The sequence below is a fragment of the Streptacidiphilus neutrinimicus genome (genome assembly GCF_000787815.1).
Lineage (GTDB): Bacteria > Actinomycetota > Actinomycetes > Streptomycetales > Streptomycetaceae > Streptacidiphilus > Streptacidiphilus neutrinimicus.
In genome coordinates, this window is sequence record NZ_BBPO01000009.1 from 1443 (window position 1) to 20986 (window position 19544).

The window sequence follows — 19544 nt, forward strand, 5'->3', positions numbered from 1 at the left end:
GGCGGGCCCGGGGCCCGCCTCGGGAGCTGCCGCGTTCGGCCGTCGCCCCCGTGCTCTCCACGAAGCCCGGCACGGAGAGCACCTTGCGGTGGAAGTTGCCGGGGTGGAGCTTCTCGCCCCAGATCTCCTCGTAGACCGCGCGCAGCTCCGGGACGGTGAACTCCGGTGCGAGGAAGGCCGTCGCCAGTGGGGTGTACTCCAGCTTGGCGCGGGCTCGCTCGAGCCCGTCGGCGAGGATCTGCGCGTGGTCGAAGGCGAGTTGCCGGTCGCCGGTCCCACCCCCGTGGAGACCGACGACCGGAGTCCATGCGGCGCGGGCGGCGTCGCCGCCGGCGCGCGGATCGGGCAGATCGGGCGCGAAGGCCAGGTAGGCCACGGAGACGACGGGCATCCTCGGGTCCCTCCCCGGCGCGCCGTAGGAGCCGAGCTGCTCCAGGTGCACGCGGCGCAGCTCGCCCGCGCTGAGCCCCGTCTCCTCGGCCAGTTCGCGGGCGGCGGCCTCGTCCAGGCCCTCCTGCCCGGCCTTGACGAAGCCCCCCGGCAGCGCCCAGCACCCCTGGAAGGGCGGGGCGGCGCGCTCGACGAGCAGCACGTTGAGCCGGCCCTCGCGCATCGTCAGCACGACGATGTCGACGGTCAACGCGATCGCCGGGAAGTCCCGCGGGTCGTAGGCGGCGAGGAACGCGGCCTCGTCATCGGGACGCGCGGGCCGCCGGCTCATCGTCACTCCATTGCTCTCTGCTGTTACTCTCAGGGCTTGTTGTTCTCAGAGCGAGTATTTCTCAGTGCGAGAACAACGTAGCGCACGCGGGCGCGATGCGCCAGAGCATTGCGCTCGCTACCCCGCAGCGAGGCCACGACGGCCAGCACTTCCTCGGTCCTGCGGCCCTGCCCACCTGCTCAGCGTGCAGGCGGCGCTCGGCACGCTGAGCGAGGACGGCTCGGTGACCCTGGTCGGTGCGGTCAGCTCGCAGCTGAGCACGCCGGGGCTGGTACTCCTGTCGGCGATGAACTCGGCCCTGGAGTCGGCCTCGCGGGTCCTCGCCGCCGAGCTGGCGCCGCGCCAGGTCAACGCGGTCTCCGGCCGACGGCCGTGTCGCTGGTCGCCCCGCTGAGCACGTCGGCCCGGCTCTCCGCCGGGACCCAGTCCCACCACGGCGTCTCGATGGCGCCGGGGGGCGTGGCTGAACGTGCAGCGCCGACGACGGGGAGCGCTGACGACGGGCCGCACCGGGACGCGAGGCCCGACGCGGCCGGCGGTCCGCAGGCTCGCGATGCGGACGCGTCCGGGCTCTGTCGGCGCTCGGAGATAGGGTGAACACGACATCGACGGGGCGGGTCTGCCGGAACTTCGGGAGGCCCGCCCCGGTGTCGTCGCCCGCCCTTTCGCGCCGCCCGGAGGTTCCCGTGACGCCCCCTCGGATCCCGCTCGCCACCGCCCTGGCGCAGGGCCCGGTAGCGCTCGACGGCGGCATGTCCAACGAGCTGGCGGCCGACGGCCACGACCTCTCCGACGCCCTCTGGTCCGCACGCCTGCTGCGCGACGCGCCGCAGGCCGTCGCCGCGGTGCACCGACGTTACTTCGCGGCGGGCGCGCGGGTCGCGATCACGGCCAGCTACCAGGCCGGCTTCGAGGGCTTCGCACGCGCGGGCGCCGACCGCGCGGAGGCGGAGGGGCTGCTGCGCCTCAGTGTCACCTTGGCGCGGGAGGCGGCGGAGAACGCCGACGACCGCTGGGTGGCCGCCTCCGTCGGCCCCTACGGCGCGGTCCTCGCCGACGGCTCGGAGTACCGCGGGCGGTACGGCCTCTCCCGCGCGGCGCTGCGCGCGTTCCACGCACCCCGGGCCGAGGTCCTGGCCTCGGCCGCGCCGGACGCGCTGGCGATCGAGACCATCCCCGACATCGACGAGGCGGTCGCCGTGCTCGACGCGGTGGCGGGCCTCGACACGCCCGTCTGGCTCTCCTACAGTGCGGCGGCCGGGCTCACCCGCGCCGGACAGCCGCTGGCGGAGGCGTTCGCCGTCGCCCGGGACAACTCCCAGGTGATCGCGGTCGGCGTCAACTGCCTCGCCCCGGAGGAGGCGGCGGACGCCGTGGCCCTGGCGGCGGAGGTCTCCGGCAAGCCGGTCGTCGTCTACCCCAACAGCGGTGAGGGCTGGGACGCGTCGGCCCGTGCCTGGACGGGCCCGGCGACGTTCTCCCCCGCACGCGTCGCCTCCTGGCTCGACGCCGGCGCCCGCCTGGTGGGCGGCTGCTGCCGCGTCGGCGCCGACCAGATCGCCGCACTGAGCAGGGAGCTCTCGGCCGCGCGCTAGGGCTGCCCGCCCGCGCGGGGCAGCACATCGGGGGCGTCCCGCGCCTCGGAACGCCTACCTGGATCTCATCTGCCAGTAGCTTCTGGCAGACTCTGTCTCAAGCAGAGCAGCGTCGGCATTGTCGAACGACGTTCCCAACAGTAAGTGCGCGGAGGTACCTCGATGGCCGGGTCGATCCAGTCGCTTGAGCGCGCGGCGGCGATCCTGCGGCTGCTCGCCGGCGGGGAGCGGCGGCTGGCGCTCTCCGACGTGGCGAACGCGCTCGGACTGGCGAAGGGCACCGCGCACGGGATCCTGCGGACGTTGCAGCAGGAGGGCTTCGTCGAGCAGGACAAGGACTCGGGCAAGTACCAGCTGGGCGCCGAGCTGCTGCGCCTCGGCCAGAGCTACCTCGACGTGCACGAGCTGCGCGCCCGCGCGCTGGTCTGGGCCGACGATCTGGCCAGGGCGAGCGGGGAGACGGTCTACCTCGGCGTGCTGCACCAGCGCGGGGTGCTGATCGTGCACCACGTCTTCCGGCCCGACGACACCCGGCAGGTGCTGGAGGTCGGCAGCATGCAGCCGCTGCACAGCACCGCACTGGGCAAGGTGCTCACCGCGTTCGACCCGGTGGCCCGCGCGGAGCTGGTGGAGAGCGAGCGCGAGGCGTTCACCGCGCACACCGTCACCGATCTGGACGCCATCGACGCCGAGGCCGCGGTCGTCCGCGAGCGCGGCTGGGCCCAGGCGGTCGAGGAGACCTGGACGGGCGTGGCGTCGATCGCCGCGCTGATCCAGGACCGGCGCCGCAACCCCGTGGGCGCGGTCGCACTGAACGGGCCGGTGGAACGCGTCTGCACGGCGGAGCCGAACGGGACGGCCGGCCCGGTCCGGCCGGAGCTGGTCGTCTCGGTCCGCGAGGCGGCGCGTGCCATCTCCCGCGACCTGGGCGCCCCCCGCTTCTGACCCGCCCGTCCTCCCGCCCGCGCAGGGCTGCATCCTCCCGCCCGCGCAGGGCTGCTTCCCGTCCGCTTCGGGCTCGTTCCCGCCGCCGCGCCGACCGCGCGGGCGCGTCGGCCTGTCCGCCGGCGCCGGTTCACACCTTTTGCCGCCCACAACACCCCTGGACGCAGCCTTGACGCACGCCTTACGGCCACCGTAGTTTTCGCACAGCGGTCGACAATGTCGAACGCGAGCCGCAAACCGCACCCTGGGAGTCGCCGTGTCCGACAGCCACATCTTCTTCGGAGAAGTCATCGGAACCGCCCTGCTGATCCTTCTCGGCGGCGGCGTGTGCGCCGCCGTGACGCTGAAGAGATCCAAGGCCGAGGGAGCCGGCTGGCTGGCCATCACCTTCGGCTGGGGCTTCGCCGTGCTGGTCGCCGCCTACACCTCCGCCAGCCTGTCCGGCGCGCACCTCAACCCGGCCGTCACCATCTCGATAGCCGTCAAGACCGGCGACTGGAGCCACGTCCCGCTCTACCTGGCCGGCCAGTTCGTCGGCGCGGCGCTCGGCGCGCTCCTGGTCTGGCTCACCTACCTGGGCCAGTTCAACCAGAACGACGAGCCGACCCTCGGCATCTTCGCGACGGGCCCGGAGATCCGGAACCCCGTCCAGAACCTGATCACCGAGGCGATCGGCACCACCGTGCTGTGCCTGCTGATCCTCACCCAGGGCCTCAACAAGGAGCTCGGCCTGTCCGGCATGGGCATCCTGATCACCGCGCTGACCGTGGTCGGCATCGGCCTCTCCCTCGGCGGACCGACCGGCTACGCGATCAACCCGTTCCGCGACCTGGCGCCGCGTCTGGTGCACTCGCTGCTGCCGATCCCGAAGAAGGGCGAGTCCGACTGGGGCTACGCCTGGATCCCCGTCGTCGGCCCGATCGTCGGCGCGCTGATCGCCGGCGGAATCTACAACGCGGCCTTCGCATAGGTCAGGCTTCCTTCAGCGAGCACGACCACCCGCACCACCCCCACGCCCTCCGCCCGCCCACTCGTCAACGAGGACGCCATGACCACCAGCAACGGCCAGTACATCGCGGCCATCGACCAGGGAACGACCTCCAGCCGCTGCATCGTCTTCGGTGCCGACGGCCGGATCGTCGCGGTCGACCAGCAGGAGCACAGCCAGATCTTCCCCCAGCCCGGCTGGGTGGAGCACGACGCCGAGGAGATCTGGACCCGCGTCCAGTCGGTCGTCTCCGGCGCCCTGGCCAAGGCCGGGCTCACCCGTGACGACATCCGCGCGATCGGCATCACCAACCAGCGCGAGACCACCGTGCTGTGGGACAAGAACACCGGCAAGCCGGTCCACAACGCCCTGGTGTGGCAGGACACCCGCACCGAGGACCTCTGCAAGGAGCTGGGCCGCAACGTCGGCCAGGACCGCTTCCGCCGCGAGACCGGGCTCCCGCTGGCGAGCTACTTCGCCGGCCCGAAGATCCGCTGGCTGCTGGACAACGTCGACGGCCTGCGCGAGCGCGCCGAGCGCGGCGAGATCCTCTTCGGCACCATGGACACCTGGGTCATCTGGAACCTCACCGGCGGCGTGGACGGCGGCAAGCACGTCACCGACGTGACCAACGCGTCCCGCACCATGCTGATGAACCTCCACACGCTGCAGTGGGACGAGAAGATCGCCGAGTCGATGGGCGTGCCGCTGTCCGTCCTGCCGGAGATCCGCTCCTCCGCCGAGGTCTACGGCGAGGCCGTCGGCGAGCTGGCGGGCGTGCCGGTCGCCTCCGCGCTGGGCGACCAGCAGGCGGCGCTGTTCGGCCAGACCTGCTTCGACATCGGCGAGGCCAAGTCCACGTACGGCACCGGCACCTTCCTGCTGCTCAACACCGGTGAGAAGGTCGTCAACTCCTACCACGGCCTGCTGACCACCGTCGGCTACCGGATCGGCAAGGAGGCCCCGGTCTACGCGCTGGAGGGCTCCATCGCCGTCACCGGTTCGCTGGTGCAGTGGCTGCGCGACCAGCTCGGCATCATCTCCACCGCCGCCGAGATCGAGACGCTGGCCTCCACCGTCGAGGACAACGGCGGCGCCTACATCGTCCCGGCGTTCTCCGGCCTGTTCGCGCCCTACTGGCGCTCCGACGCCCGCGGCGTGATCACCGGCCTGACCCGCTACGTGACCAAGGGCCACCTGGCCCGCGCCGTGCTGGAGGCCACCGCCTGGCAGACCCGCGAGGTCGTCGACGCCATGGAGAAGGACTCCGGCGTCACGCTCTCCGCGCTCAAGGTCGACGGCGGCATGACCAGCAACAACCTGCTGATGCAGAACATCGCGGACGTGCTCGACGTCCCGGTCGAGCGTCCGTTCGTCGCCGAGACCACCGCGCTGGGCGCCGCCTACGCGGCCGGCCTCGCCGTCGGCTTCTGGCCGGACCTCGACACCCTGCGCGCCAACTGGCACCGCGCCGCGGAGTGGACCCCGCGGATGGACGAGGCGACGCGCGACCGCGAGTACAAGAACTGGCTCAAGGCCGTCGAGCGGACCATGGGCTGGATCGAAGAGGACCAGACGACGGGTCAGTGACGCCCCGTCGTCACCAGCAACTCGGCGCGGCCGTGTCCCCTTCTCGGGGGAGAGGGCACGGCCGCGCCTCTGGGCCCGTTCGCCGGGCCCAGCACCACCTCCAGGAAATTTGAGGGATCTTCCGATGCACTCCATGCCGACCCTTGGAGCCAACCGCACGGCCGACCGCGCGCAGGCTCGCGCGCTGCTGAGCAGTGCCACCTACGACCTGCTGATCATCGGTGGTGGCATCCTCGGCACCGCCGTCGCCTGGACGGCCGCGCAGTCGGGCCTGCGGGTCGCGATGGTCGACGCCGGCGACTTCGCCGGGGCCACCTCCAGCGCCTCGTCGAAGCTCGTCCACGGCGGTCTGCGCTACCTGCAGACCGGCGCGGTGAAGCTGGTCGCGGAGAACCACAAGGAGCGCCGCGCCCTGTCCACGGACGTCGCGCCGCACCTGGTCAACCCGCTCACCTTCTTCGTGCCGGTCTACAAGGGCGGCCCGCACTCCGCGCCGAAGCTCGGCGCGGGCGTCTTCCTCTACTCCGCGCTGTCCGCGTTCCGCGACGGCATGGGCCACGTCGCCACCGCCGCCCGCGCCGGGCAGGCCGTCCCCGCCCTGAAGACCGAGGGCCTGCGGTCCGTCGCGGTCTACGGCGACCACCAGATGAACGACTCGCGCGTGGCCGTGATGACGGTCCGCGCCGCGGTCGAGTCCGGCGCGGTCGTGCTGAACCACGCCGAGGTCAAGGGCCTGCGCTTCACCGGCGGCCGGGTCACCGGCGCCGAGGTGCGTGACCGCCTGACCGGCGAGGAGTTCGGCGTCGACGCCCGACTGGTGCTGAACGCGACCGGTCCGTGGGTCGACCACCTGCGGGCGATGGAGGACCCGAACGCCGCGCCCAGCATCCGCCTGTCCAAGGGCGCGCACGTGGTGCTCAAGCGCAAGGCGCCGTGGAACGCGGCGCTGACCATACCGATCGACAAGTACCGCGTCTCCTTCGCCATCCCGTGGGAGGACCACGTCCTGCTCGGCACGACGGACGAGGAGTACACCGGCGACCCGGCCGACGTGCGGGCCACGCAGGCCGACGTCGACCAGATCCTCGGCGAGGCCGCGCACGCGATCCGCGAGGACCACCTGGACCGGGACCTGATCACCTACTCGTTCGCCGGTCTGCGCGTGCTGCCGGGCGGCCCCGGCCAGACGGCGGCCGCCAAGCGCGAGACCGTCGTCACCGAAGGCCGCGGCGGCATGCTGTCGGTCGCGGGCGGCAAGTGGACGACCTACCGTCACATCGGCCGCGTGGTGCTGGAGAAGCTGGCGCAGGTGTCCGGCACGGGCCTCGCCGACGACATGTCGACGATCCCGCGCACCGTGCCGCTCCCCGGCGTGGCCAGCCCGAACGCGGTCGCGCACCGCCTGCTGGTGGACCGCGAGCCCGGCGCCCGAATGGACCCGCTGGTCGCGCGCCACCTGGCCACGCACTACGGCACGCTCTCCTTCGACCTGGCCCGGATGATCGACGAGGACCCCTCGCTGGGCCGTCAGATCCACCCGGACGGGCCGGACGTGTGGGCGCAGGTCGCCTACGCCGTCGACCACGAGTGGGCGGCCACGGCGGACGACGTCCTGCGCCGCCGCACGACCACGACCGTCCGCGGTCTGGACACCCCCGAGGTCCGCGCCGAGGTCGAGAAGTTCCTGACCACCCGCCTGCCCCAGGGCTGACGCACCACCTCCCCCATCGTCTGGGCCCCGCCGTCCCCGGCGGGGCCCAGACGTGCGTGCGCCCCCACGCGACGCGGGCGAACCGTCCGCACCGACCGCGGGGCCGGACCGCAGCGGGCCCGCGACGGCGGCCTCCGACCAGCGGCGCGCGAGGCTGGGGTAAGCCGCAGGCCGGCGGACGGCGGCACGGGGCCCCACCCTCGCCCGCCCCGACGGCGCGTGCGGGCACAGCCCCGGCACAGAAGACCGCCGGCAAAGGCGGCCCCCGGGAGGATGAGTGGCCGGGCGCGCCTCAGGCAACGTGCGGCCGATCGGCCGACGGGCAGGGCTCGGACCCCTACGTGCGGCGGGACGTGAAGAACGGCCCGGCGAGGGAGGGGCTCCCCCGCCGGGCCGTCGGCCCTGGTGATCAGCAGGTGGGATCGATCTGCTCGAACGACGCGTAGTGGTCGTCGGTGTAGTAGTCGATCTGGTCCGGCTGGTCCTCGACGATGCGGCGCGCGCCGCGGGTCGGGGCGCCGGGGGTGACCACGGTGTACTCGTGGTAGTAGCCGTAGGGCTCGCTGGGCAGGACGCCCTCGTTGTTGGAGAAGATCGTCCCGTCCTGGCGGTACGGGAACGGGCCGCCCTGGGCGATCAGGTTGAGCGTGTCGTCGGCCTCGGGCGGCAGCGCGCTCTGGCAGACCGTGCCGTTCACATCGGCGTGCGCGCTGGCGGCCGGGAGCAGCACGGGGAGGGTCGCGGCGAGGACGCCGGCGGCGAGAACAAGGGTGGCGTTGCGCGTGTTCCACGCGCGTAGAGAGATGCTCATGTCAACGAGTGTGCGGACGAACGGGACTCGAAGGAAGGGATCCTGACACACCTTCACCGCTTGTTCGCTCGGGAACATCTGACCGAGCAGAAGATGTCCTCAGGGTGACGCCCCCGGACACGACCAGGGCGTCGCCTACGCTGATGACCATGAGGGACGATGCGTTGATCCCGGCCTCCGCCGTCGAGGAGTCGGTCGTGCGCTGCACGGGCTGCGGCCGCCCGCTGCGCGACCCGGCTTCGCGCGCCCGCGGTCACGGACCCGTCTGCACCGAACTGCGCCTCCCCGAACCTCCCCGCGGCCCGCAGGAGGAGGCCCTCCCGGGCCTGTGAGCCGAGAGCCTACCGGCCGCCGCCCGAGGCGCAGGCGAGCACCCGCGCCAGTGGTCGCGGCACCCGCTCCGGGGCCACCGCCTCCGCCATCAGCGCCGCGTAGCGCTCCTTGCCGCCCGAACGCCCGCTCATCAGGCGGCGCAACTGGTCGTGCAGGCTGCGGTCCCGCAGCGCGGGCTGCTTCTGCAGCGTCCGGAAGGAGCGCAACTGCCCCTGCGCCGCGACCAGACGCTCCACCGCCTCCGGCCCGAGCGCACGGATCAGCTCGTCCTCCAGGTCGACCGAGCAGCCGAAGAACCCGAGCGATTCCAGCCAGGCCCGATCGTCGCTCCCCACCGCCGAGTTGACCAGCCCCACCTGCTCCAGACCGCGCAGCACGAACCGCTCCTCGGCCTCGTCGTACAGCCCGGTGATCCTCACTCCCGGGTCGGCCGCGCGGAAACGCGCCAGGAAGTGCCCGATGTTGGTGATCCCGTGCATCGCCACGACCGTGACGCCGGCCGCCGTCAGATCCATCTCCCGCCGCCGCGCCAGCACTTCGAGCGCGACCTGGTCGCTGACCCCCTCGACGAGCACGACTGCCTCTGACGTCACCCCTTCATGGTGCGCCCCTCCCGGCCCCGCCCACCATCGATTTGGCCCTCCACGCCCGCGTGCACGGTGTGCGACGAAGCGGTCACCGATGGGTATGAATCGGGGCGACGACGCCGGCCTCGCCGCCGGCATCCACGGCCCGGGAGGTAGACATGGCACAAGTGCAGCCGCTGCCTGGTGATTTCGCGGTCACGTCGGTGAAGGGACGGGTGGGATTCCTGATCTCGGTGGGCGAGTGGCTCAACGGCTCGCGCTTCGGTCACTGGGACCACGCCTTCGTCTACGTAGGCGACGACCAGCTCGTCGAGGCCGAACCCGGCGGGGCGAGACTCGCCAGCCTCGACGAGTACCAGGGCAGAGTGGTCGCCTGGTCCACGGGGCACATCGAGCTGACGGAGGAGCAGCGGGCCGCGGTCGTGACCGCGGCGCGGGGCTACATCGGGGTGCCGTACTCGGCGGCCGACTACATGGCGCTGGCGCTCTGGCACTTCCACGTGCGCATAGGGTGGGCGCGCAGGGTGATGGGCTCCCGCGCGTCGATGATCTGCTCGGAGCTCACCGACGCGGCCTACGACGACGCGGGGGTCCACCTCTTCGCCGACGGGCGCGAGCCGGGGGACGTGACACCGGCCGATCTCGCCCTCCTGATAAAGGCCTGACACCCGGGCCGCCGGACGGCTCCGCGGACCCCCTCGCGGAGCCTCCCGCGCGTCCTACTTGAACCAGTAGCGCACACCGCGGTGGTGCGAGCAGGTGCCCGAGGAGTTCCGGCTGTAGGACAGGGACAGGTCCCGGCACTGCGCCGTCTCGTACCGGTTCGCGGGGTGCTGGCGGTGGGTCCAGCCGCACAGACCCGTGGTGTGACGGACGCAGCGGTGGGCGGTGTTGGTCGTCGGCAGCGGGGTGCTCGCCTGAGCGGCCACGGCCGGCGCGAGAACGAGTGCGGCGGCGGTGGCGACGGCGGCTATGGAACGGCGCAGCAATGCGGCTCCTTCGTTGTGAAGGTTCTGTGAACAGCTCCGTACTCTGCCAGACCAGCAGGGCAGTTGCCGCACCAGAGACAACTTCGTGACCTAACCCCCCTCGTGACCGCCCGTCATGCCACAGCCGACAAGGCGGCCCCGGCGCGTCGGGGGAACGCGTCGGGGCCGCCGTACTTGGGGGCCGGTAGGCCGGGGTCGGCTAGAGGACCAGGCCCAGGGGCAGGATGATCGCTATGGCGACGACGGAGATCACGGTCTCCATCACCGACCAGGAGGCGACGGTCTGGCCGACGCTCATCCCGAAGTACTCCTTGACCAGCCAGAATCCGGCGTCGTTGACGTGGCTGAAGAACAGCGAGCCCGCGCCGACGGCCAGGACCAGCAGGGCGGTGTGCGTGGTCGACATGCCCACGGCCAGCGGGGAGACGATGCCGGCGGCGGTGATCGTGGCGACGGTCGCCGAGCCAGTCGCCAGGCGGATCAGGACGGCGATCAGCCAGCCCAGCAGCAGCGCGGAGATGTGGAGCTTGTCCGCCCAGGAGCTGATGGCGCCTCCGACGCCGACGTCGACCAGGGTCTGCTTGAAGCCGCCGCCCGCGCCGACGATGAAGACGATGCCCGCGATGGGCGCCAGCGACTTCTCGACCGTCGAGGAGATCCGCTCCTTGGTGAAGCCCGCGGCCCGGCCCAGGGTGAACATGGCGACCAGGACCGCGATCAGCAGCGCGATCAGCGGGGAGCCGACGAAGTCGACGGCGCGCTGCAGGGCGTCGTCGGGCTTGTCGACGACGACGTCGACCAGGGCCTTGACCAGCATCAGCCCGACGGGCAGCAGGATCGTGGCCAGCACCGCGCCGAAGGCGGGGGTGCGGTCGGAGGGCGCGAGGTCGCCGGTGGTGTTCTCGACCGCGCCGGCGGCAACGCCGTCAGAAGCGGACGCCTCGGTCGGCAGGGTGGTCGTGGGGATCTCCAGAGGGCCCACCCAGCGCTCGGCGACACGGGCGAACAGGGGGCCCGCGATGACCAGGGTGGGGATGCCGACCAGCAGGCCGAGAGCGAGGGTCACGCCGAGGTCGGCGTGGAGTGCGGAGACCGCGACGAGCGGGCCCGGGTGCGGTGGGACCAGGCCGTGCAGGACGGAGAGGCCGGCCAGCGCCGGGATGCCGACGCGCAGCACCGGGACGTTGCCGCGCCGGGCGACCAGCAGCACGATCGGGATCAGCAGCACGACGCCGATCTCGAAGAAGAGCGGCAGACCGAGGACGGTGGCTATCAGCGCCATGGCCCAGGGCAGCGTCCTCGACGTCGAGCGCGCGAGCACCGTGTCGGCGATGACCGTCGCGCCGCCGGAGTCGGCGAGCAGCTTGCCGAGCATCGCGCCGAGGCCTATGAGCAGGCCGACGCTGCTGACGGTCGCACCGAAGCCGGTGGCGAAGCTGTTGGTCAGCTTGTCCAGCGGCGCGCCGGCGACGGCGGCCAGGACCATCGAACCGAGCGTCAGCGACAGGAAGGGATGCACCTTCAGCCGGGTGATCAGCAGCACGATGACGGCGATCCCGAGGAGCGCCGCGAGGAGGAGCTGCCCCTGGCTGCTGCTGTGGGTGAGCGGCGGGGCGGTGTCCGCGAGATTGAGGGCGGGCAGGGATCTCACGCGAGGTCTCCGTTGACAGGCCGCGGCACCAGGGCCGCGGCGGACTCGACGAGGGTGTGGGGGTCGGGGCCGACGTCCAGCAACGCGCCGTGCTCGTCCGCGGCGAGCGGTTCGAGGATGGCGAGCTGAGAGTCGAGCATGTGGGCCTTCATGAAATGGCCGCTGCGGTGCGCGAGCCTCTCCTCGATGAGCCCGTTCGTGCCGGTCAGATGGAGGAAGAAGGCGTCCGGACAGGCTTCCCGCAGCAGGTCGCGGTAGCCGCGCTTGAGCGCGGAGCAGGTGACGACTCCCCCGGTGCCGGCGGCGACGCGCTCGGCGAGCCAGGCTCCGATGGCCCGGAGCCAGGGCTCGCGGTCCGTGTCGTCGAGGGGGATGCCGGCGGCCATCTTGGCGATGTTGGCGGCGGGGTGGAAGTCGTCCGCCTCACCGTAGGGGAGGCCGAGACGCTCCGCGAGGGCCTTCGCGACGGTGGTCTTGCCGACCCCGGCCACGCCCATCACCACGATCGCCGGGGCCGAGTCGGCCGGCCGCTGGTTCTCGACGCTGAGAGCCATTGCTGGTGCTCCGTTCTGTGCGGTCGCCCAAGTGTCATCCAAAGGTATGACTTAATCAAGCCACCGCAATGAAATGGTCATACGTTTTGAACCACAGTCCGGTATCCTCCATTTCGCCCCAGCGGGATCGGCACCTCCGGGCTCGGCTCCGGCCACGGGCCCCTAACCTGGACCAATGGACATCCAGGGCCTGCCGGGCCGCCTGCTCGCCGACCTCGGGCCCGCGATCGCCTCCGGCGAGATCGCCGAGGGCTCGGTGCTGCGCATCGAGGAGCTGGAGGAACGCTTCGACGTCTCCCGGACTGTGGTCCGCGAGGCGGTGCGGATGCTGGAGTCCATGCAGCTGGTCGCGTCGCGCCGCCGGGTCGGCATCACCGTGCGCCCGAGGTCCGACTGGGACGTCTTCAACCCCACACTCATCGCCTGGCGTCTGGCCGGGGCCGATCGGCCGGCCCAGCTGCGCTCCCTCGGCTCACTGCGCGTCGCCGTCGAACCGGCGGCGGCCGGGCTCGCCGCCGTCCACGCCGACGACGACCAGCGGCGCGCGCTCGGCGCGCTGGCGACGGAGATGACGATGACCGGCCGCAGCGGCGATCTGGCCGCCTTCCTGCGCCACGACGCCGACTTCCACGCCACCGTGCTCCAGGCCTCGGGCAACGAGATGTTCGCGCACCTCGGCGCCACCGTCGAGGCGGTGCTGCGCGGGCGCACCGAGCACCATCTGATGCCGCACCACCCCGAGGAGTACGCCGTCCGGCTGCACCGCGAGGTCGCCGAGGCGATCATGGCGGGCGACGCGACGACCGCCGAGCGCGCCATGCGCGCGATCGTCACGGGGGCGCTGGAGGAGCTCGACGCAGTCCTGGACTGACGACCCGCGGACCGCTGACCCGACAGCCCCTGCGCCGACGTCCGGACCGGCCGGCGGCGTGAGGACCGCGCGGCGACCTCCGGACCGCGCGGCGGTACGAGGACCGGCCGACGGCGTCAGGGCCGCCTGGGCCTCCCAGCGACGTCCGGGCCGACCGACGGCGTCAGCTGCCCGGTGACGCGAGGACCGGCCGGCGGCGTGAGGACCGGCCCTGAGGCCCCCGGCGGAGTCAGAGCCCGCCGACGGCGTCAGGACTCGCTGGCGACCAGGCCCGCGTCCGACTCGCCGTCCACCGCCCGCGCGGCGTAGGTGGGCAGTTCGCGCAGGCAGCGCAGCGGGGAGAGGAAGACCGGCAGGAAGGCCAGGGACCCGCCGACGCCCGCCAGCAGCAGCGTGCCACGCACACCGATCGCGGTGCCGAGGACGCCGCCGACGATCGAGCCGACCGGCATGGTGCCCCAGACCAGGAAGCGCATGGTGGCGTTCATCCGGCCCAGCAGGTGCGGCGGGCAGAGCGCCTGACGGAAGCTGACCTGAGTGATGTTGTAGACGACGATGCCGATCCACATCACGATCTGCGCGGCGGCGAGCAGGCCGAGCGTCCAGTCGCGCTGCACGAAGGGCGCGACCAGCGCGCACGGGCCCGCGATCGCGATGGGGATCCAGATGGCCGGCCCCTGCCCGATCCTCGCCCCGAGGCGCGCGGCGACGAGCGCGCCGACCAGTCCGCCGACGGCGGAGGTCGAGCCGATCAGGCCGATGACGCCGGGCGAGAGCCGCAGTTGCCGGGCGAGCAGGACGTAGAGGACCGCGTTCGCCATCGAGGCGAAGAGGTTGGCCGAACCCGTGCAGGCGGCGATCGCGCGCAGCATGCGGTCACGCAGCACGAAGGCCAGGCCCTCGCGGATCTCGCGCAGCAGGTTGCGGTCCGCGCTCGGCTCGGGTCGCGGAGGCCGCGCCTCAATGGCGCGCACCCAGCCCGCCGACCACAGGAAGCTCAGCGCGTCGACCAGCACCGCGTAGGGCGCGCCGAGCACTTGGACCAGCGCGCCGCCGAGGCTGGGGCCCGCGATCTGGCTGACCGACTCACTGGCCTGCAGCTTGGCGTTGCCCTCGACCAGCGACTCCCGGTCGACGAGCCGCGGCAGGTAGGACTGGTAGGCCACATCGAAGAAGACGGTGGACACCCCAGTGGCGAGCGCGACGACGTAGAGCTGGCCCATGGTCAGCACGCCAAGGGCCTGGGCGAGCGGGACCGAGGCGAAGAGCGCGGCGCGGATCAGGTCGTTGACCAGGAGCACCGAGCGGAACCGCATCCGCTCCACCCAGGCGCCGGCCGGCAGCCCGACCGCGACGAACGCCAGCGACTCGCAGGCGGCGAGCAGACCGACCTGGAACGTCGACGCGTGCAGCACCAGCACCGCCAGCAGCGGCAACGCCAACTGGCTGACCATGGTGCCGAACTGGCTGACCGTCTCGCCGATCCACAGACGTCGGAAGTCGAGGTGGTGCCAGAGGCCGCCGCGACGTGCGGGCCGGTCGACCGGCGGGACGGAGGAGGTCATGGCGACCACGGTGGCCAAGTGATTGGGTTTTGTCAATCACTTTGAGGACGTCGGGCCGAGCGCCGGCCCGCTTCAGTACGCTGCTGCCATGACCGAACGCAGGCCGGCGACCGACGAGGAGGCCAAGGCTCTCGCCTCCTCGCTGCGACTGCGCATCCTGCGCATCTGCCTGAGCGAGCCGCACACCAACAAGGAGATCGCCGCCATCCTCGGCCGCGATCCGGCGAGCGTGCTGCACCACACGCGGACGCTGGTGCGCACCGGCTTCCTCGAAGCCCAGGAGGAGCGGCGCGGCGCACGCGGCGCACGCGAGATCCCCTACCGGGCCACGAAGAAGTCCTGGCGGCTGGAGGCGCCCGCCATGGACCGGGTCCTGCTCGACGCGTTCCTGGAGGAGGTCGCACTCGCCCCCTCGACGGAGGTCGACGCGAGCCGGCTGGGGCTGCGCCTGCCCCCCGCCGCCATGGACGAGTTCCGCACCCGGCTGAGCGCACTGCTGGAGGAGTTCGCCGCCCGTCCCGACGATCCTTCGGCCCCGGCGTGGTCGCTCTTCGTCGCCCTGCACCCGGACCCGAACCGTCCCTGAACGGGCCTCAGCCTGCCTCGCGCGGCCCAGGGTCGTCCTCGGGCCGACGGCTGAACGCTCACTCGATCAGCCGAGCCTCGACCCGGTAGGGTCCGGGTAGCCTGCGGGAGGCGGGGACGCGGCGGCCTGGGGAGGGCCAAGTGAGTCAGCCGGGGATGGAACTGGAGCCCGACGAGGCCGACGCGCTGCGCGCGTGGGCCGCGGACGAGCGCGCCAAGGCGGACAGCCTGGCCGCGGCTCTGGAACAGATCGCGGCGAACGGGCTGCCCACCGACGAGGAGTGTGTGGCCTGGGAGGAGATCCGGGAGCTGGCGCTGGCGAGGCTCGACGGCCGTGTCCCGTAGGCTGCGGCGCCGACCGGCGCAGATCCGGTTCACCGACGGCGCCCGCAAGCAGGTCGACGCGCTGACCGACGGGGAGGAGGTGCGCCGCCTGGATCGGGCGCTGAGCGAGCTCTCGATCGATCCGGAGATGGGCGTGCCGACACGATTTCCGCTGATCCGCGACTACCGCAACGATGCGGAGGGCATACGCGTCATCTACTCCGTATCGGTGATGCGCTCGGCCATCCTGGTCGCGTACGTGGAGGCATAGGAGGCCGACGACACCATGGCACGGGTCCCCGACGAGACACGGCGGGCACGGGTGCGGCTGCTGCTCTCCCTCGCCCTCACGCTGGTCGCACTGGTCTTCACGATGTTCGGCTCGTTCGCCGAGGCGGCCTTCATGGGCTGGGCGTTGACGTTCACCGTGGTCGGGGTGTTCGTGACCACGTGGTTCGGCCTGGACGTGTGGATCACCCAGCGCACCACACGCGAACGTCTGCACGGCTCCGGCGGGATAACCCCCATGACGGGCGCGAAGCGCCCCCGCTGACCCACTGACCCAGGGCCCTTGGGCCCCTTGGGCCCCTCGGGGCCGAGCCGTCGGAGGGGGCCCCGGACGTCCCGCGTCGAGAGCACGGACCGCGCGCGGACCGCGTCCTACGCGTCCGCTGCCCCGGACGTCTCCTCGTCGGACGCGCCGCCCGTCTCGTCGTCCGCCTCGGCGCGGGGGCGGCGGAAGACGCGCGTCGCGCTGACCGCGCCGTGGATCTCCGCCTCCTCCTCGTCCAGTTGAGGGAGCCCGGGGCGCAGGTGCTCCTCCACCGAGATGTACTTCAGCCCCGCGCGCAGGTCGGCGTCGTTGCGCAGGCGGATGATCAGCGGGAACTCCGCCAGCGCCGTCGTGTCGAACAGGCCGGTGGTGTAGATCAGCTGGACCCCGAGCGCGTCGGCGACGGCGCGCTGGAGCTCCAGCAGGTACGTCGCGTTGGCACGGCCGATCGGGTTGTCCAGGAACAGCGTCCCGGCGTGGCGCAGCTTGGCCTGGCCGCGATCGTTGGCGCGCAGCGCCGCCATGGTGCAGTAGAGCGCGATGGCCGCGGTCAGCAACTGGCCGCCGGAGAAGACGTCGGACATCTGACTGACCGACACCCGCTCGGCGCGCAGCACCGCGTCCGGCTTGAGGATCTCGACGGTGACGCCACGCGGTTCCAGCGCCGCGTGAACGCCGCGCAGCAGCAGCGACATACCGTCGCGACGGTTCCAGTCCACCGCTCCGGACGAGGCATTGGACCCCTGGCGCCGGACGGCGGCACGCGTCGCCTCGTCGATGACCTCGCCCAACCGCTCCGTCAGCACCGCGTGGTCGGGCTCGTCGAAGCGGATCCGCAGGAACTCCTGGCCCGACCACTCCCCCAGGCCCTCGGGCAGGCGGGACAGGCGCTGGGCGGCGCGCAACGTGGCGAGCGAGGATTCGACCAGGCCGCGGAGGCGGTCGACGATGCTGTCGCGGTTGCGCTCCAACTGGTCGAGCTCGTCGGTCAGCACGCGCAGACGCGGCGCGAAGGCGAGGGCCCACTGGGCGGCGTGCTCGGGCAGCACGGCGGCGGGCAGTTCGCGGATCTGCTGGCGGGCCGGGGTGCGGACCGCCTCGAAGCGCGTGGAGTTGGCGTGCCGGATCAGCGCGTCGCTCGCGTCGCGGACGGCGAGGTCGGCGGCCGACAGGTCGGCGCTCGCGGCGCGCAGGTGCCGGCGGGCGTCGGAGGCGGCGTGCCGTGCCTCGGGCAGGGAGCCGGTGACGGGCGTGACCTGCTCCTCGTCCTCCGCGTGGGCGCCACCTTCGGCGGGCTCGCGCAGGCCGTCGCGCAGCTGCGCGGCGGTCTCCTCGAACTCGGCGGCGGCGTGCTGCGCGGACTCCAGGGCGCGTTGCAACTCGGCGTGGGCGGTCCGGCCGGCCTCCAGGGCGTCGCTGCGGGAGGCGAGTTCGGCCGTGGCGGCGCGCAGCAGCTCGCGCGCGTGGTCCTGGTCGGCGGGGACCAGCTCCTCGGGCAGCTCGGTGTGGGCCTCGCCGGAGACGGGCGCGCTGCGCTCGGCGTCGCCGCGCAGACGGCCGAGCTGCTCGCTGGCGGCAGAGGCGCGCGCCTCGATCGTCTGGACCAGGTCCTCGGCGCGGGAGGCCGCGGCCTGACGAGCCGGGCCGTCGGCACCGTCGGGGCTGCCGAGCAGTTCCTCGGCACGGGTGCGGACCTTGTTGGTGAGCCGGTCCAGCTCGGCGCGGGCGGAGGACTCGTCGCTCTCCGCGCGGGCCTGCTCGGCGCGCAGGTCCGCACCGACGCCGACCTTCTCGTAGAGCTGCGCGGCGACACGGTGCGCCTCGCGCAGCGCGGGCAGGGACGCCGTGGGCACGTCGTCGCCCCTGGTCCCGGTCTCGGCGAGGTCGTCCGGCAGGTCCGAGCTGGGCAGTTCGGCGCGTTCGGCGCGCAGCGCCCGGGCGGTGCGGCGGGCGTCGTCGGCGGCGCGCTGCGCGGCCCGGCGGTCCTCGTCAGCGGCCTGGGCCAGCTCCGTGCAGGCGTGCTGGCGCAGCTCGGCCTGCGTGGTCTCGTCGGCGACCTCGCGCAGGCGGGCCGTCCAGGTGGAACGTTCGCGCAGGCGGTAGGCCAGCCCGGCCAGGGCGTCGGCGCGGCGGCGGGCCTGCTGGGCGGCCTCCAGCCGGGTCTCGCGCACCCGGGCGGCGGTGGCCCGCTCCTGCTCGGACTCGTCGTGAGCGGCGCGGGCGGACCCGCGCTCGACGGTGGCGGCCTCCAGCGCCTCGCGGGCGGCCTCGACGTCGGCGCCCAGCTCCGTCAGGCGCCCGGCCGGGCAGCCGGTGCGCCAGGAGGAGAGGCGGCCGACGAGCAGGCGGTCGCCGCCGAGGCGGGCGGCGAGCTCGCGGATCTGCTCGTCCCGGGCGGCGGCCCGGTCGCGCAGCTGGCGCCGCTCCTCGTCGGCCGCGGACTCGTCGTGCATGGCCGGGTTCGGCGGCACCAGGAAGACGCCGTTCTCACCCTCCGCGGAGGGCTCATGGGTCACTGGGCCCAGCAGCGCGGCCGAGGTGCCGACCGCGACGGCGGAGCGCGGCAGCAGCGCGGCGGCGGCAAGGATCTCCCGCGCCCGGGCGAGCGAGGCCGGGTCGGTGACGATGACGCCGTCGACGAGCTGCGGACGCGCCGCGAGGATGCGCTCGTGGTCCATCGGGTCGACGGACTGGGCGAGATAGCGCCAGCCCGGCAGGGCCGGGACGCCGTGCTCGCCCAGGTACTCGACGGTGGCCAGCACGTCCGGTCCCGGCGGCAGCAGCCCGCCGTCGCCGAGGGCGGCGAGGATGCGCGAGTCGTCGGCAGCCTGCGTGCGCAGGTCGAACAGGGTGCGCTCGGCGGTGGCGACGGCGTTGTCGAGCTGCTCGCGCAGCGAGTCGGCGGTGGCGTCGAGCTGTTGCGGCGTCAGCTCCCCGTCCGCCACGCCGAGCAGGGCCGTGATGCGCGGCTCGGCGGCGAGCAGGCTGAGGGTGTGCTCCTCCGTGGCGAGCGCGGTCTCGGCGGCGGCGAGCGCGTCCTGGGCACGGGCGGCGGCGAGTTCGGCGCGGCCCTCGCGGGCGGCGGCCTCGCGCGAGCGTGCGGCCGCCTGCTCGGCGGCGGCGCGCGCCTCCTCCCAGGCGGCTCCCGCCGCCTTCTCCGCGTCGGCGGCC

At 73.0% G+C, this 19544-nt stretch carries 20 protein-coding genes and 1 pseudogene; 13 read left to right on the forward strand and 8 right to left on the reverse strand.

What is annotated here, in order from left to right; genetic code table 11:
- A partial coding sequence (locus tag TR48_RS08530; RefSeq protein WP_042365346.1) for an NUDIX hydrolase occupies positions 1 to 721 on the reverse strand: 721 nt, incomplete at its 3' end.
- A gap of 184 nt (positions 722 to 905) precedes the next feature.
- On the opposite strand from TR48_RS08530, the gene TR48_RS08535 reads away from it, so the two are divergent.
- From TR48_RS08535 to TR48_RS08560, 6 genes are all read left to right on the forward strand, one after another.
- Entirely contained in the window at positions 906 to 1115 is a 210-nt protein-coding gene (locus tag TR48_RS08535) for a Rossmann-fold NAD(P)-binding domain-containing protein (RefSeq protein WP_042365347.1), read from the forward strand.
- A 292-nt stretch (positions 1116 to 1407) separates the two neighbouring features.
- On the forward strand, positions 1408 to 2316 hold the full coding sequence (gene mmuM, locus TR48_RS08540) for a homocysteine S-methyltransferase (protein WP_084729046.1): 909 nt from the start codon (positions 1408 to 1410) through the stop codon (positions 2314 to 2316).
- A gap of 162 nt (positions 2317 to 2478) precedes the next feature.
- Positions 2479 to 3261 carry an IclR family transcriptional regulator gene (locus tag TR48_RS08545; protein WP_042365348.1) on the forward strand — a complete coding sequence of 261 codons (783 nt, stop codon included), beginning with the start codon at positions 2479 to 2481 and terminating at the stop codon, positions 3259 to 3261.
- Between the two features lie 244 nt (positions 3262 to 3505).
- A complete protein-coding gene (locus TR48_RS08550) occupies positions 3506 to 4231 on the forward strand; it encodes an MIP/aquaporin family protein (protein ID WP_439654455.1) in 726 nt (241 codons plus the stop codon).
- A gap of 78 nt (positions 4232 to 4309) precedes the next feature.
- Positions 4310 to 5839 (forward strand): glycerol kinase GlpK, encoded by a 1530-nt coding sequence (gene glpK, locus TR48_RS08555; RefSeq protein ID WP_042365350.1) that lies wholly within the window; start codon positions 4310 to 4312, stop codon positions 5837 to 5839.
- Between the two features lie 124 nt (positions 5840 to 5963).
- Positions 5964 to 7550, forward strand: coding sequence for a glycerol-3-phosphate dehydrogenase/oxidase (locus TR48_RS08560; protein WP_042365351.1), 1587 nt, complete (start codon positions 5964 to 5966; stop codon positions 7548 to 7550).
- 409 nt (positions 7551 to 7959) lie between these two features.
- Here the strand turns inward: TR48_RS08560 and TR48_RS08565 are convergent, their stop codons facing one another.
- The gene (locus TR48_RS08565; RefSeq protein WP_042365352.1) at positions 7960 to 8361 is read right to left on the reverse strand and encodes a guanyl-specific ribonuclease; all 402 of its coding nucleotides are present in this window, start codon (positions 8359 to 8361) and stop codon (positions 7960 to 7962) included.
- Between the two features lie 149 nt (positions 8362 to 8510).
- On the opposite strand from TR48_RS08565, the gene TR48_RS41755 reads away from it, so the two are divergent.
- Positions 8511 to 8693, forward strand: coding sequence for a DUF6011 domain-containing protein (locus TR48_RS41755; protein WP_152627861.1), 183 nt, complete (start codon positions 8511 to 8513; stop codon positions 8691 to 8693).
- Between the two features lie 9 nt (positions 8694 to 8702).
- Here the strand turns inward: TR48_RS41755 and TR48_RS08570 are convergent, their stop codons facing one another.
- On the reverse strand, positions 8703 to 9287 hold the full coding sequence (locus TR48_RS08570) for a TOPRIM nucleotidyl transferase/hydrolase domain-containing protein (protein ID WP_042365353.1): 585 nt from the start codon (positions 9285 to 9287) through the stop codon (positions 8703 to 8705).
- A 152-nt stretch (positions 9288 to 9439) separates the two neighbouring features.
- Between TR48_RS08570 and TR48_RS08575 the strand changes: the two genes are divergently transcribed.
- Positions 9440 to 9946 carry a hypothetical protein gene (locus TR48_RS08575; RefSeq protein ID WP_042365354.1) on the forward strand — a complete coding sequence of 169 codons (507 nt, stop codon included), beginning with the start codon at positions 9440 to 9442 and terminating at the stop codon, positions 9944 to 9946.
- 54 nt (positions 9947 to 10000) lie between these two features.
- On the opposite strand, the gene TR48_RS08580 is transcribed toward TR48_RS08575, so the two are convergent.
- The 3 genes from TR48_RS08580 to TR48_RS08590 form a co-directional block, all read right to left on the reverse strand.
- Complete coding sequence (locus TR48_RS08580; protein WP_052442502.1) at positions 10001 to 10270, reverse strand: DUF3761 domain-containing protein; 270 nt, start codon at positions 10268 to 10270, stop codon at positions 10001 to 10003.
- A 199-nt stretch (positions 10271 to 10469) separates the two neighbouring features.
- Positions 10470 to 11921 carry a GntT/GntP/DsdX family permease gene (locus TR48_RS08585; RefSeq protein ID WP_201777101.1) on the reverse strand — a complete coding sequence of 484 codons (1452 nt, stop codon included), beginning with the start codon at positions 11919 to 11921 and terminating at the stop codon, positions 10470 to 10472.
- Positions 11918 to 12475 (reverse strand): gluconokinase, encoded by a 558-nt coding sequence (locus tag TR48_RS08590; RefSeq protein WP_042365356.1) that lies wholly within the window; start codon positions 12473 to 12475, stop codon positions 11918 to 11920. The genes TR48_RS08585 and TR48_RS08590 overlap by 4 nt, the downstream gene beginning before the upstream one ends.
- Positions 12476 to 12650: 175 nt before the next feature.
- Here TR48_RS08590 and TR48_RS08595 point away from each other — a divergent pair, with 175 nt between their 5' ends.
- Positions 12651 to 13346, forward strand: a complete 696-nt coding sequence (locus TR48_RS08595; RefSeq protein ID WP_042365357.1) for a FadR/GntR family transcriptional regulator — start codon at positions 12651 to 12653, stop codon at positions 13344 to 13346.
- A gap of 248 nt (positions 13347 to 13594) precedes the next feature.
- Here the strand turns inward: TR48_RS08595 and TR48_RS08600 are convergent, their stop codons facing one another.
- Positions 13595 to 14911, reverse strand: coding sequence for an MFS transporter (locus TR48_RS08600; protein WP_042365447.1), 1317 nt, complete (start codon positions 14909 to 14911; stop codon positions 13595 to 13597).
- Between the two features lie 88 nt (positions 14912 to 14999).
- Between TR48_RS08600 and TR48_RS08605 the strand changes: the two genes are divergently transcribed.
- From TR48_RS08605 to TR48_RS08620, 4 genes are all read left to right on the forward strand, one after another.
- A complete protein-coding gene (locus TR48_RS08605) occupies positions 15000 to 15497 on the forward strand; it encodes an ArsR/SmtB family transcription factor (protein WP_042365358.1) in 498 nt (165 codons plus the stop codon).
- Positions 15498 to 15637: 140 nt separating this feature from the next.
- Positions 15638 to 15841: a hypothetical protein gene (locus TR48_RS08610; RefSeq protein ID WP_439654102.1), complete on the forward strand. Its 204-nt coding sequence runs from the start codon at positions 15638 to 15640 to the stop codon at positions 15839 to 15841.
- Entirely contained in the window at positions 15831 to 16091 is a 261-nt protein-coding gene (locus TR48_RS08615) for a hypothetical protein (RefSeq protein WP_042365360.1), read from the forward strand. Before TR48_RS08610 ends, TR48_RS08615 begins: the two co-directional genes overlap by 11 nt.
- Positions 16092 to 16106: 15 nt before the next feature.
- Positions 16107 to 16373 (forward strand): hypothetical protein, encoded by a 267-nt coding sequence (locus TR48_RS08620; protein ID WP_152627862.1) that lies wholly within the window; start codon positions 16107 to 16109, stop codon positions 16371 to 16373.
- Between the two features lie 107 nt (positions 16374 to 16480).
- Here TR48_RS08620 and TR48_RS08625 read toward each other — a convergent pair.
- Positions 16481 to 19544, reverse strand: a pseudogene (locus TR48_RS08625) (hypothetical protein); the annotation flags it as partial.

Excerpts from the sequence above, each read along its gene's own strand:
- TR48_RS08545 (WP_042365348.1), top strand. The coding sequence starts at position 2,479 with ATGGCCGGGTCGATCCAGTCGCTTGAGCGCGCGGCGGCGATCCTGCGG.
- glpK (WP_042365350.1), top strand. The coding sequence starts at position 4,310 with ATGACCACCAGCAACGGCCAGTACATCGCGGCCATCGACCAGGGAACG.
- TR48_RS08560 (WP_042365351.1), top strand. The coding sequence starts at position 5,964 with ATGCACTCCATGCCGACCCTTGGAGCCAACCGCACGGCCGACCGCGCG.
- TR48_RS08565 (WP_042365352.1), bottom strand. The coding sequence starts at position 8,361 with ATGAGCATCTCTCTACGCGCGTGGAACACGCGCAACGCCACCCTTGTT.
- TR48_RS41755 (WP_152627861.1), top strand. The coding sequence starts at position 8,511 with ATGAGGGACGATGCGTTGATCCCGGCCTCCGCCGTCGAGGAGTCGGTC.
- TR48_RS08575 (WP_042365354.1), top strand. The coding sequence starts at position 9,440 with ATGGCACAAGTGCAGCCGCTGCCTGGTGATTTCGCGGTCACGTCGGTG.
- TR48_RS08590 (WP_042365356.1), bottom strand. The coding sequence starts at position 12,475 with ATGGCTCTCAGCGTCGAGAACCAGCGGCCGGCCGACTCGGCCCCGGCG.
- TR48_RS08595 (WP_042365357.1), top strand. The coding sequence starts at position 12,651 with ATGGACATCCAGGGCCTGCCGGGCCGCCTGCTCGCCGACCTCGGGCCC.
- TR48_RS08600 (WP_042365447.1), bottom strand. The coding sequence starts at position 14,911 with ATGACCTCCTCCGTCCCGCCGGTCGACCGGCCCGCACGTCGCGGCGGC.
- TR48_RS08605 (WP_042365358.1), top strand. The coding sequence starts at position 15,000 with ATGACCGAACGCAGGCCGGCGACCGACGAGGAGGCCAAGGCTCTCGCC.
- TR48_RS08620 (WP_152627862.1), top strand. The coding sequence starts at position 16,107 with ATGGCACGGGTCCCCGACGAGACACGGCGGGCACGGGTGCGGCTGCTG.